The sequence below is a fragment of the Candidatus Poribacteria bacterium genome, from assembly GCA_016866785.1.
GTDB lineage: Bacteria > Poribacteria > WGA-4E.
This window is the reverse complement of the sequence record VGLH01000006.1, coordinates 48,548-60,395: the sequence shown is the minus strand read 5'-3', so window position 1 is coordinate 60,395 and position 11,848 is coordinate 48,548. Positions and strand designations below refer to the sequence as shown.

Here is an 11,848-nt window from a genome sequence, read left to right as displayed (position 1 = left end):
TCGAGTCGCTGAACCGAGTCTTCCCGACCGCATCGCATCCTCGTCTGCGCATCCAGCCGGTCCTGGAGATGTCGCAGCAGCGCGCTGGTGTTGCCATCCCCGGACATGCGGACATGCACAAGCAGATTCGCGTCGTGTTGAGCCAGAAGCGCGCCGACGGCATCTGGTTTCTCGGCTGGAACCAGTCCGGGGAGCCCGCCGGATATGCGCGATCCCATTGGACGAGCCCGCCGCATTGGGCAGAGGCTGTCCAGAACGAGATCGGGGGTCAACGGGAGTCCCGGTACGAAGCGACGCCTAGAAAGACGGCTTTCCTGGGCGCGAACCCGAATCCTTTCAGCGAGAGCACGCGGATTGCGTACTCGCTGGCGGAGCGCGCGACGGTGCGGATCGATATCCGGATCCGGGCGAGAGGCGGGAGGCTGATCCGCACGCTCGACGAGGGCTACGACGGTATCTGTCCCGCCGGAGCCTACACGCGCGACGGCGTCGCGGACGGGACCGCCGACGCCGGTACGGCTCCGCTCTGGGACGGTGCGGACACCTCGGGCAGTGCCGTGCGACCGGGGCAGTACGAGTGCGTGCTGGTGGTCGGCGACCGCATCGCCGACCGGATGACGGTGACCAAGCGCTAACGCGCTGAAACGCTCTCCCCGCTCGGCTCGTAGCCCAGCCTGCGAGCTTGCCTGATCGCAAGACCCGCCCATCCGACATGAGGAGCCCGACATGCCGTACGTATACCGCAGCGTTCACCCGATTGGCGATACCGACCCCAACGGGATGCCCGTCGCCGATGTGGAGCGCGCCGCCGCTTGGTATGCCGAGAAGATGGGGTTCCGAGCGAAGCCGCGTCGATCCAACCCGGTTCCCACGGTCGTCTTGGAGCGGGACGGCGTCGAGTTCACGATCGCGGAGAACGGAGGCGATCCAGAGCAGGCGAGCCTGTATCTCGCCGTCAGCGACGTCGAGGCTGCGTCGCAGGACCTGGCGTCGAAGGGGCTCCGCATCGCGAATCGCCGGATCGACGAGCACAACGGCGCGCGCTACGACGTCTTCTTTGTCAAGGACGAGGATGGGCTCTGCTACTGCATCGGTCAACGTCTCGGAGCCGCGTGACAGCAGTCGTCGTCGGTCGCAGACGCCGCACTGGAGCGGCTCCTTGACTCGCCCGTGGCGGAGTGGTATGCTTAGCACCAGTAATCGTAGTTCGGACTGTTCTCATCTTGAGTGAGCGCCATGCGGTTCGCGGCAACTCTCGGTCTTCTCGCCCTTATTATTCAGCCCGGTTGGGCTGAGGATGGGGAGCGAGCACCCGCCGCCTGATGGCACTCGCTAGTGTGGAACGAAAGCCCATCATCAGCCCAATGATGATGGGCTTTCTTGCGTCAGGACACGGCTCCGTAAGAACCGATGATCGTCCCGTGCGCCGGAGGCAGCGACATGGCAGGGAGTAGATTCCGAGAGGTCAAACCGGGGCTCCACTTCCCGGAGCTCGAGTCGCGGGTGCTCGAATCATGGCGCACGCGCGACATCTTCCGTCGCAGCATGGAGGCTCGGAAGGGCTGTCCGCCGTTCGTGTTCCTCGAAGGTCCGCCGACGGCGAATGGGAAGCCGGGCGTCCACCATATCCTCGCGCGCGTCATGAAGGATGCCTTCTGCCGTTACAAGGCGATGATGGGGCACTACGTCCAGCGCAAGGGCGGCTGGGACACCCACGGCTTGCCCGTCGAGATCGAAGTCGAGAAGCGGCTCGGACTCGACGGCAAGAAGCAGATCGAGGCATTCGGCATCCGCGAGTTCGTCGAGGAGTGCAAGCGGAGCGTCTTCGAGTACGAAACCGATTGGCGCAGAACCACCGAGCGAATCGGCTTCTGGGTCGATATGGACGACCCCTACATCACCCTCACGAACAGCTACATCGAGTCGGTCTGGTCCATCCTGAGGCGGTTCTGGGACGCCGGCTTGCTGTATCAAGGTCACAAGGTCGTCCCCTACTGTCCGCGCTGTGGAACCGCACTGTCGAGCCACGAGGTGGCGCAGGGATACCGCGAGGTCGCCGACCCGTCGCTCTACGTCCGGTTCCGGCTCGAGGATGAGCCCAACACCTCGTTCCTCGTCTGGACGACGACGCCTTGGACACTGCCCTCGAACGTCGCCCTCGCCGTTGACCCCGATGCCGACTACGCCCGCGTCGAGGTGGGCGGCGAGACGCTCATCCTCGCCAACGCGCTCGTGAACCGGGTGCTGGGCGAACGCGAGGACGCGCGCGTCGCCGGAACGGTTCGCGGCAGCGAGCTCGTCGGCGTGCGCTACGAGCCGATGTTCCAGTTCACGACGCCGGACAAGCCGGCGCACTACGTCGTCGCGGGGGATTTCGTCACGCTGGACGACGGAACCGGCATCGTCCACATCGCGCCTGCGTTTGGGCAGGACGACTACGAGGTCGCCCGCCGGAACGACCTGCCGCTGGTACAACTCGTGGACACCGAGGGTAAGTTCACGCCGGAAGCCGAGCCCTGGGCGGGCGTGTTTGTCAAGGACGCCGATCCTCGGATCACCCAACATCTGATGGAACGCGGCGTCGTGCACAAGGTGGAGGAATACGTCCACGACTATCCCTTCTGCTGGCGCTGCGACACGCCGCTGCTCTACTACGCCCGCGGCTCGTGGTTCATCAAAACGACGGCGTACAAGGACCGCATGGTCGAGCTGAACGACTCGGTCCGCTGGTATCCGGATCACATCCGGCGAGGGCGGTTCGGTGATTGGCTCGACAACAACGTCGATTGGGCGGTCTCTCGCGAGCGCTACTGGGGCACGCCTCTGCCCATCTGGCGCTGCACGGACTGCAACCGCACGCTGTGTGTCGGCAGCGAGAGCGAGTTGCGGGAGCTCGCGCCCGATGCGCCGGCGGACCTGGAGTTCCATCGCCCCTACATCGACGCCGTGGAGTTCCCGTGTCCGGAGTGTTCCGGCACGATGCGCCGTATCCCGGAGGTCGCCGACGCGTGGCTCGACTCCGGCTGCGCCCACACCGCGCAATGGCACGCGCCCTTCGAGAACGAGGAACGGCGCGCCGCCAGCTATCCGGCTGACTTCATCTCCGAAGCCATCGACCAGACGCGCGGCTGGTTCTACAGCCTGCTGGCGACCGGGGCGTTCCTCTACGACGACGTCGCCTACCGCAACTGCCTCTGCCTGGAGCTCGTCTTGGGAGCCGACGGGCAGAAGATGAGCAAGAGCCGAGGCAACGCCGTCGATCCGAACCGCGTGCTCGACCGGCAGGGAGCCGACGCCGCGCGGTGGTACTTCTACACCGTCGCGCCGCCGTGGCAGCGACGGGTTTTCGGCGAAGACGCCGTCAGTGATGTCGTCAAGGGGTTCCTGGGAACCCTCTACAACGTCTACGGGTTCTTCGTCCTCTATGCGAACGCGGACGGCGTCGATCCGCAGAGCGGAGCCCCGGCTCCGAAGTCTCGGCCGCTCATGGATCGATGGATCCTGTCTCGGTTCCACTCGACGGTCCGCAAGGTCCGCACCGAGATGGAGGACTATCAGATCACCCAGGCGACGCGAGCCCTTGAGGAGTTCGTGGACGATCTCAGCAACTGGTACGTCCGCCGCTGCCGCGACCGCTTCTGGGGAACCGGCGCGTCGGACGACGACTCCGAGGAGAGGGCGCACCGAGCGTTCTGGAACGTGGAACGGGACAAGCTCGCCGCGTTTGGGACGCTGCACGACGTGCTGGTGGGAGTGGCGACGCTGCTGGCTCCGTTCGCCCCGTTTCTTGCGGAAGAGATCTACGGGAACCTCGTTACGTCGCTCGACCCGGCGGCTCCCGAGAGCGTCCACTTCGTCGACTACCCCGAGCCCGACGAATCGCTGATCGACGCCGACCTGGAGCGTTCGATGGAGCTCGCCCGGAAGGTCGTGCGCATGGGTCTCGCAGCGCGGAACGATCGGAAAATCCGCGTTCGCCAACCGCTGTCGCGGATCGTTGTCGGCGGACTGACCGACGACGAACGGCACGCGCTGACCAGTCTCCTCGCAACGGTTCTGGACGAGCTCAACGTCAAGTCGGTCGAGTGGGGGGATCGCCTGGAGGACTACGCCGAGTTCACCGTGAAGGCGAACTTCCGCACGCTGGGACCCAAGTTCGGAAAGGCAGTGCAAGCCATCGCGCGCGAGCTCGGATCGGGAACCGACCCCGTCTCGCTGCGCTCCAAGCTCGCCGCGAACGGCGAGGTCCGGCTGTCCATCGACGGCGCGGAGTACGTCGTGGCATCGGACGACGTGGATATCCGCCTCGAGGGTCGCGAGCCGTTTGCCGTCGTCCAGGAGGACGAAGCCTTCGTCGCGCTGGACACTGCCATCAGCGATGACCTCCGCCTTGAGGGGCTCGCGCGAGAGCTCGTGAACCGCATCCAAACGATGCGCAAGGAAGCTGGCTTCCACATTGCCGACCGGATCGTCCTGACGGTTCAGAGCGCCGGAGACGTGGCTCAGGCGTTCGCGCGGTTCCGCGACTACGTGGTCGCTGAGACGCTGACCGCCCGAGTGGACGAGAGCCCATCCAGCGATGCGTTCGTCAAGGAGCACAGCCTCGGTGAGCACGCCGCAACCCTCAGCGTGGAGCGAGTTGCAGAATCGTCAGGAGGGCCCGGGAACCCTCTCCCTTCAGGGAGAGGGTAGGGTGAGGGCCCGAGCAGGATTCCGATGCGCGAACCGTCATCGGTCCACTGGAAGACACGCATCGCGCGGGGGTTGCGACAGAGCCAGACTGATGCCGAACGAAAGCTGTGACGTTGGCTCCGCAGCGAGGCATTCGCAGAAGCGCGGTTCCGTCGGCAGCACCCGATCGGGAGGTACGTCGTCGATTTCGTGTGCCGCAAGCGAGGGCCCGTCATTGAGCTGGACGGCGGACATCATGCAGACACGACGGAAGACGACCGGCGGCGAGATGAGCACCTGACGGCTCTAGGATTCCGCGTCCCTCGGTTCTGGAACAACCAGGTGATGGGTGAGTTCGAGTCTGTGCAAAGCGCAATATGGCAGGCATATCAGGAGCGTGTTGGCATGAAGGACCCTCACCCCTGCCCTCTCCCTGAAGGGAGAGGGTGATGGCGGACCGAAGGGAGAGGGTGATGGCGGATGTGTGGAAGTCGCCGGAACTGGCGAAGACGTACCTGAAGGGCATCCGCTCTGCCATCCCGCGGGCGAACGAGCAGATCGACACGATGGTGCGGGTCGTCAGAGCCAGCCGCGAACGCGTCGAGCGGGTTCTCGATCTCGGATGCGGCAACGGATTGCTGGGAGCGTCTCTACTGCAAGCGTTCCCGGCTGCGCGGGGCGTGTTCGTGGACTTCTCCGACGCGATGCTCACCGCCGCAGCCGAGGCGATGCACGATGTCGGAGAGCGCGTGGTTCTGACCAAAGCGGATCTGCGCGAACCTCAGTGGGTCGAGTCGATCCGTGACGATGCCCCGTACGACGCCATCGTCTCCGGGTTCGCCATCCACCATCTGCCGGACGAGCGGAAGCGAGCGCTTTACGCCGAGGTTCACGAGCTCCTCTCGCCAGGAGCGGCGTTTGTGCACATCGAGCACGTGTCGTCACCGACGGCGTGGGTCACGGAGCTCTTCGATAGCTTGTTCATCGACGCGCTCTTCGCGTGGCACTCGGCTCAGCCCAGCGGCAAGACGCGCGACGAGATCGCCCGCGAGTACTACTACCGCCCCGACAAGGCGGCGAACATCCTCGCACCCGTCGAGACGCAGTGCGAATGGCTTCGGGAGATCGGCTATCAGGACGTCGACTGCTACATGAAGGTCTTTGAGATCGCCGTCTTCGGTGGACGGCGCGCCGACACAGGAAGGAGGTGAGGGAGATGGGACTTGCCAGCCGCGAAGCCCCTGAGGACCCCGGCGACCTTAGCTCGTCGTCCCTCGTCTCTCACGACAGACAACGACCGATCCACTGAGGAACACGAACATGCCTAGCGCAGGGATTCCCGACGCGAACCGGGTCCACATCTTCGACACGACGCTGCGGGATGGCGAGCAATCGCCGGGAGCCGCCCTGAGCATCGACGAGAAGTTCGAGATCGCCAAGCTGCTCGCCCGGCTGAACGTCGACATCATCGAAGCCGGCTTTCCCATCTCCTCGCCAGCGGATTTCGAGGCGGTGAGCCGGATCGCGGCAGAGGTCCATGGCGTCGAGGTCTGCGGACTCGCCCGAGTCGTCGAGCGCGACATCGTCGCCTGCTGGGAAGCGGTCAAACACGCGGAGAAGCCGCGCATCCACACGTTCGTTGGAACCTCGGAGATCCATCTGCGCGGGCAGCTGCGCAAGGGACGCGAGGAGGTCCTCGAAATGGCGGTGCGCGCCGTCCGGCTGGCGCGTTCGCTGTGCGAGACGGTCGAGTTCTCGCCGATGGACGCGACCCGGACCGATCCGGTCTATTTGCACGAAGTCGTCGCCGCGACCATCGAGGCGGGCGCGTCGATCATCAACATCCCGGACACGGTCGGCTACGCGGTTCCCACGCAGTTCGGCGAGCTGATCCGACGGGTCGTCGAAGAAGTGGCAGCCCCTCGGAACGCCCGCATCAGCGTCCATTGCCACGACGACCTGGGCATGGCGACGTCGAACGCCCTCGCCGCCGTCGCCAACGGCGCGCGGCAGATCGAGTGCACCGTGAACGGCGTCGGCGAACGCGCCGGGAACACGTCCCTCGAAGAGTGCGTCATGGCGCTGGCGACGCGCCGCGACGTGTTCGGCGACGCCCATACAGGCGTCAACACGCGCGAGATCGTCCCGGCGAGCCGCCTCGTGTCGCGGCTGATGAACATGCCGGTTCCGCCCAACAAGGCGATTGTCGGAGCCAATGCGTTCGCGCACAGCTCCGGCATCCACCAGGACGGCGTCCTCAAGGAACGGAACACGTTCGAGATCATGGATCCGACGGATGTCGGCATCCAGGCGAGCAAGATCGTCCTGAGCCCGCGCTCCGGTCGGCGCGCCCTGCGGCATCGTCTGGGCGAGCTCGGCTATGAATTGACGGATGAACAGCTCGACCAGACCTACGAGCGTTTCCTCGCCCTGGCGGACAAGAAGAAGGAGGTCCATGACGCCGACCTGGAAGCCATCGTCAAGGATCAGATTCGGCTCGTGCCGCAGGTGTACGTTCTTGAGCACGTCCAGGTGATCAGTGGAACCAAGCTGGTTCCGACCGCCACGGTCGGGCTCCGCCGAGATGACCAGGTGCTCGAGGAGGCTGCCAGCGGCGACGGACCCGTCGACGCGTCGTTCCGAGCCGTGGAACGCATCACGAACGTCAAGCTGGAGCTGACCGATTACGCGATCCACGCCGTGACCGGCGGCAAGGACGCACTCGGCGAAGTGACCGTCCGAGTCCGTCAGGACGGACGGAACTACGTCGGCGTCGGAAGCAGCACCGACATCATCGAGGCGAGCGTCATCGCGCTGCTCGACGCCATCAACAAGGTGCTCAGCCGAAACGAGACGCAGTCGTAGACAACTCGCTCCTGGCGCTGGGACGTCCGGTAACGGGCGCCCCAGCGCAGAGGGAGGATACGATCCGATGCGGCATCTGCGCAGACACGCGCTCCTGGGAGTCGCTCTGCTCCTGTTGACGGCAGTCCTGCCTAGCTGCGCACGGCGCGAAGCCATCGAGCGCTACAACAAGGCGGTTCAGCTCATCGAGGCGCGTCGAACCGTGGAGGCGAAGACGGAGCTCGAGGCGGCGGTCCGGCTCCGACCCAAGTTCCCCGAAGCCCACAACGCTCTCGGAACCCTCCTCAATGCCGACGGCGACTACCAGCAGGCGATCGAGCACTTCCAACAAGCGGCTTCCTTCCCCAGGTTCAAGCAGCGCTCTCTCGCTTTGCGGAACCTCGGCGTCGCCTATCTGAACGCGGAGCGGCTGACCGACGCGCTGGAGGCGATTCAGGAGAGCGTCGAGCTGGAACCGACCTCCGCCGACGCGCATTACGCCCTGGCGCGCGTGTACACCGCGATGAAGCGCCTTCCCGACGCCATCGACAGCCTGACGCAGGTGCTGGCGCTGGACAGCGCGAGGGTCTACGCGATCGACCGCGACCCGGCATTCGACGAACTGCGCGAGGACCCTCGCTTCGGCACACTCATCGCGACCCACTGGAAGTGACGATGTCCATCTTGTCGGATCCGAACGTCCGCGCTTTGTTCGACCTCGCCCTGCAGGAAGACGTCGGAGGAGGGGACATCACCTCCTCGGTGACGATCCCGCCGGATGCCACCGCCGACACGATCATCGTGCCTCGGGTCGAAGGCGTGCTCGCCGGCATCGACGTCGTCGCCGCCGTGTTCCACCGGGTGGACGATCGAGTCCGCATCGACGCCGCGATGCGCGACGGCGACCGGCTCGTGGCAGGAGAGCCGATTGCGAACGTCTCCGGCAACGCCCGGTCGATCCTGGCGGCTGAGCGCACCGCGCTGAACTTCCTGCAGCGGCTCTGCGGCATCGCCACGGCAACGGCGCAGTTCGTTGCCGCTGTGGAGCCCTATCCCGTCCGCGTCGTCGATCTGCGCAAGACGATCCCCGGCTGGCGCGCGCTGAGCAAGTACGCTGTGCGCGTCGGCGGCGGGAGCAATCACCGGTTCGGGTTGTTCGACGGCATCCTCATCAAGGACAACCACATCGCCGTCTGCGGATCGGTGCGGGAGGCGATCCGATCCGCCCGAGCGGGAGCGCCTCACACGATGAAGGTCGAGATCGAAGTCGATACGCTGGAGCAGCTCGACGAAGCGCTCGAAGCCGGCGCGGACATCGTCCTCCTCGACAACATGACACCGGCTCGGACTCGCGCGGCGGTCGAGCGCGCGCAAGGCAGAGCGCTTCTGGAGGCGTCCGGCGGCATCGTGCTTGAGACGGTCCGCGACTACGCCGCGACCGGCGTGGACATCATCTCCACGAGCGCCATCACGAGCGCCCCACCGTTGGACATCGGGCTGGACACGGTTGTGCGCGCACCAGGCTCCATATGAGCCACGACGAGCCGCTGACCGAAGAGGCGCTACGCCCACTACTCGACGGGTGCTCGCTGGGCTCCGCCATCATCGCCTACGAGTGCGTCGGTTCGACCAACGACGTCGCACTCGATCTGGCTGCGCATGGTCGAGGCGTTGACGGCGCTCTGATCGTCGCCGAGCACCAGACTCGCGGCAGAGGGCGATTCGGAAGAAGCTGGCACTCTGCGCCGCGTGAGAACCTGCTCTTCTCGCTGCTGTTGGCGCCCCGAGCTCGCATCGCGCGCCCGGCTCTGCTGACACTAGCGACGGCAGTCGCCGTCTGCCGCGCCGTGGAATCGGCGACCAGCGCGCGACCCGCCATCAAGTGGCCCAACGACATCACGGTCGAGGAAATGAAGGTCGGCGGGATACTGATCGAGGCGGCTCGTCCGGAATCGGGGCGCGGGTGCTGGGTCGCGGGTGTGGGTATCAACGTGAACGCGGCGCAATCCGATCTGCCGGAGGAGCTTCGGGCGACCGCAACCAGCCTGGCGTACGCGAGCGGCGGACCCGTGAGCCGAACCGGGCTCTTGGCATCGATCCTCAAGTCGTTCGAGCCGCTCTACTGGAAGCTTCAGGAGGGGGAACACGAAGCCCTCATCGCCGAGGCATCCCGACGGACGACGACGTTGGGAACGCTCGTCCGCGTACGGTCGGGCGACGCCGTCATCGACGGCGTCGCCTCAGGATTGGACGACGATGGGGCTTTGCTCGTGCGGACGCCGGTCGGCAAGACCTACCGTCTCACCGCCCGCGACAGCACGTTGATGGACCCGACTCCTAGCGGATCCGCTCCACCGCAGCTCGCGCAGTAGACCCGAGCGGGTCGGGAGCCTGAGCGATCTCCATCAGAGCCGGTAGCGCTTCGCGCGCGTCGGGTCCCAACGTCGCCAGGGATCTGGCTGCGCAGACCTTCAACTGCTCGTCGGCACTCGTCAGCACGGCGATCAGCGCTGGAACCGCCAGCTTAGCCTTCGCTCCCATCTTGACGACGGCGTCCATCGCTTTGCGCTGAACTTCGGCGTGATTGTCATCGATCGCCGAAACCAGCGCGGGAACCGCCGAGTCGGCGCTGATGCCTACCGCTCCGAGCGCTTCGGCAGCCTTGCACCGCACAGTCGGTTCAGCATGGCTCAACGCCTTGATGAGCTCGGGAACCGCTGGGATTCCCATGACCCAAAGCGCCGTCACAGCGGCGACGCTGCCTTCCGGGCTGTCGCCGTTGAGCACCCCAACGACCGTTGGAATCGCCGTGGGGCCCGCCGCGCCGAGGGCGTGGGCAGCCTTCTGACGGTCTGACTCGTCTTGGGATGCCATCAGCTTCGCCCACTGCGTGTAGGACTTGCCTTGGGTGGAGGGTCCGCCGTTGCCGCAAGCCGTCAGAAACAGAGAAACACATACCACACCGATCGCCACGTGTTTCATGGATCCGATGCTCCAGTCTCGATCCGGCGTCAACGCGCCGTGGAGGATGGAAGGAACTGGCTCTGGGGTGGGAAGTCGAAGCCCCGGGTCGTTGTGGGCGACTCGGAAGCGAGAGGAGGGTAATCAGTCGACGAGTGGCTTACGTAGCGTTCCTAAAGTATTGTCTCGCCGCGCACAAGCTGTCAAGCCGTGACCGGCAGATGGGCGGGTCTCGATGTCACGCGGAATCGGCTACTCGCCCTGGGCGGCGCCGATGGGCGTCGTCGTCACAGGCTGCCAGTGCAGATCGAGGTGGTTCACGATGGAGTGAGTCAGACGCGTCTCGTTGTCACCCGTCCGGTCGACGACGAAGATCTCCGCATTCCTCTGACCGGGCGGAACCGTCGTGAATGCGACGCGCGATCCTGTGTCGTTGATAGACGCCGCCTGGGCTCGACGAGTCGTAATGGGTATGATGTCGCCCCACTTCCCGTCTGCCAGCGTAGCGATGGCAGGGCTCCCGGCGATCTGGAAGAGCAGGCTCTGACCGTCCCAGGACCAGTCGAAGATGCCGTCGGCTGGGGGCTCGTTGTTGAAGAGGAACCACTGCCCGCTGGATGACACCGTCTCCACGTGCGCCAGCGCCAGAGAGCCGTCCCGAACGAACGCGACGAACTGGGCATCCGGCGACCAGTAGGGGAACTCGACGCCCGCCAGCGCGTCCAACAGGCGCGTGCGCGGATTGACGACTTCGGTCTTGCCCGGTTCCCAGTGATTCCAGCCGCGCATCCAGTCGCTATTCGAGAGCCGACTCACGTCGCCTGTCTCCACCTGGATCACGCGCCCCTCGAGCTCGACTCCGCCTCGCCGAGACGCGACAGCTACGAGCAGACGCGTGCTGTCGAGCGACCACCAGAACGCCCGGATGGCGACTTCGCGATCCAAGAGGGGGCGACGCCCCGTGCCATCGGCTCGCACGACGAACAGGCTCTGAATCTGCTGGGGACCGTTGATGTACGCCAGCCACTTCCCGTCGCGCGACCAGACCGGGTTGCGGTTCATGCCGTCGGTGGTCAGTTGGCGGCGATCCGTGCCATCTGAGCGCATCGTGAAAACGTCGAACGAGAACTGGTCGTAGATGTTGGACGTTCGCAGGAACTTGGCGATCCCGAAGAAGGCGGCGATGCCGTCGCGCGTCGGTTTGGGGCGCTGCTCGACGTATGCGATCAGCCCTTCGGGTCGCATGGACACGTCTGCATCCTCGCCGACCTGGCAGAACGCGGGAAGCGCCAGCGCCAGCAGCAGGACGACAGCGGCAACTCGGTCGCATCGGAGCATGGAGCCCATGGGAAATCCTCGGTGAGTTCGATCT

General features: G+C 65.5%; 9 protein-coding genes and 1 pseudogene. 8 read left to right on the top strand and 2 right to left on the bottom strand.

From position 1 onward, the window contains the following. Nucleotides 1-726: 726 nt before the first annotated feature. From FJZ36_01985 to FJZ36_01950, 8 genes and pseudogenes are all read left to right on the top strand, one after another. The gene (locus tag FJZ36_01985; protein MBM3213674.1) at nucleotides 727-1,116 is read left to right on the top strand and encodes a hypothetical protein; all 390 of its coding nucleotides are present in this window, start codon (nucleotides 727-729) and stop codon (nucleotides 1,114-1,116) included. Nucleotides 1,117-1,440: 324 nt separating this feature from the next. Further along, on the top strand, nucleotides 1,441-4,692 hold the full coding sequence (locus FJZ36_01980; protein ID MBM3213673.1) for an isoleucine--tRNA ligase: 3,252 nt from the start codon (nucleotides 1,441-1,443) through the stop codon (nucleotides 4,690-4,692). A 24-nt stretch (nucleotides 4,693-4,716) separates the two neighbouring features. Further along, nucleotides 4,717-5,121: pseudogene (locus tag FJZ36_01975) on the top strand (endonuclease domain-containing protein). Continuing rightward, the gene (locus tag FJZ36_01970) at nucleotides 5,121-5,882 is read left to right on the top strand and encodes a class I SAM-dependent methyltransferase (protein MBM3213672.1); all 762 of its coding nucleotides are present in this window, start codon (nucleotides 5,121-5,123) and stop codon (nucleotides 5,880-5,882) included. The pseudogene FJZ36_01975 and the gene FJZ36_01970 overlap by 1 nt, the downstream one beginning before the upstream one ends. A 109-nt stretch (nucleotides 5,883-5,991) precedes the next feature. Next, complete coding sequence (locus FJZ36_01965; GenBank protein MBM3213671.1) at nucleotides 5,992-7,536, top strand: 2-isopropylmalate synthase; 1,545 nt, start codon at nucleotides 5,992-5,994, stop codon at nucleotides 7,534-7,536. Between the two features lie 67 nt (nucleotides 7,537-7,603). Beyond that, on the top strand, nucleotides 7,604-8,188 hold the full coding sequence (locus tag FJZ36_01960) for a tetratricopeptide repeat protein (GenBank protein ID MBM3213670.1): 585 nt from the start codon (nucleotides 7,604-7,606) through the stop codon (nucleotides 8,186-8,188). 2 nt (nucleotides 8,189-8,190) lie between these two features. After that, a complete protein-coding gene (gene nadC, locus FJZ36_01955; GenBank protein ID MBM3213669.1) occupies nucleotides 8,191-9,048 on the top strand; it encodes a carboxylating nicotinate-nucleotide diphosphorylase in 858 nt (285 codons plus the stop codon). After that, the gene (locus tag FJZ36_01950) at nucleotides 9,045-9,887 is read left to right on the top strand and encodes a biotin--[acetyl-CoA-carboxylase] ligase (GenBank protein ID MBM3213668.1); all 843 of its coding nucleotides are present in this window, start codon (nucleotides 9,045-9,047) and stop codon (nucleotides 9,885-9,887) included. Before nadC ends, FJZ36_01950 begins: the two co-directional genes overlap by 4 nt. Here the strand turns inward: FJZ36_01950 and FJZ36_01945 are convergent. Together FJZ36_01945 and FJZ36_01940 are read right to left on the bottom strand one after the other, a co-directional pair. Then, nucleotides 9,853-10,497, bottom strand: coding sequence for a HEAT repeat domain-containing protein (locus tag FJZ36_01945; GenBank protein ID MBM3213667.1), 645 nt, complete (start codon nucleotides 10,495-10,497; stop codon nucleotides 9,853-9,855). The two genes, FJZ36_01950 and FJZ36_01945, sit on opposite strands and share 35 nt — an antisense overlap. Before the next feature lie 231 nt (nucleotides 10,498-10,728). Beyond that, the gene (locus tag FJZ36_01940) at nucleotides 10,729-11,823 is read right to left on the bottom strand and encodes a hypothetical protein (GenBank protein ID MBM3213666.1); all 1,095 of its coding nucleotides are present in this window, start codon (nucleotides 11,821-11,823) and stop codon (nucleotides 10,729-10,731) included. Nucleotides 11,824-11,848 lie beyond the last annotated feature (25 nt).

Excerpts from the sequence above, each read along its gene's own strand:
- FJZ36_01985 (MBM3213674.1), top strand. The coding sequence starts at position 727 with ATGCCGTACGTATACCGCAGCGTTCACCCGATTGGCGATACCGACCCC.
- FJZ36_01980 (MBM3213673.1), top strand. The coding sequence starts at position 1,441 with ATGGCAGGGAGTAGATTCCGAGAGGTCAAACCGGGGCTCCACTTCCCG.
- FJZ36_01970 (MBM3213672.1), top strand. The coding sequence starts at position 5,121 with ATGGCGGACCGAAGGGAGAGGGTGATGGCGGATGTGTGGAAGTCGCCG.
- FJZ36_01965 (MBM3213671.1), top strand. The coding sequence starts at position 5,992 with ATGCCTAGCGCAGGGATTCCCGACGCGAACCGGGTCCACATCTTCGAC.
- FJZ36_01960 (MBM3213670.1), top strand. The coding sequence starts at position 7,604 with ATGCGGCATCTGCGCAGACACGCGCTCCTGGGAGTCGCTCTGCTCCTG.
- nadC (MBM3213669.1), top strand. The coding sequence starts at position 8,191 with ATGTCCATCTTGTCGGATCCGAACGTCCGCGCTTTGTTCGACCTCGCC.
- FJZ36_01950 (MBM3213668.1), top strand. The coding sequence starts at position 9,045 with ATGAGCCACGACGAGCCGCTGACCGAAGAGGCGCTACGCCCACTACTC.
- FJZ36_01945 (MBM3213667.1), bottom strand. The coding sequence starts at position 10,497 with ATGAAACACGTGGCGATCGGTGTGGTATGTGTTTCTCTGTTTCTGACG.
- FJZ36_01940 (MBM3213666.1), bottom strand. The coding sequence starts at position 11,823 with ATGGGCTCCATGCTCCGATGCGACCGAGTTGCCGCTGTCGTCCTGCTG.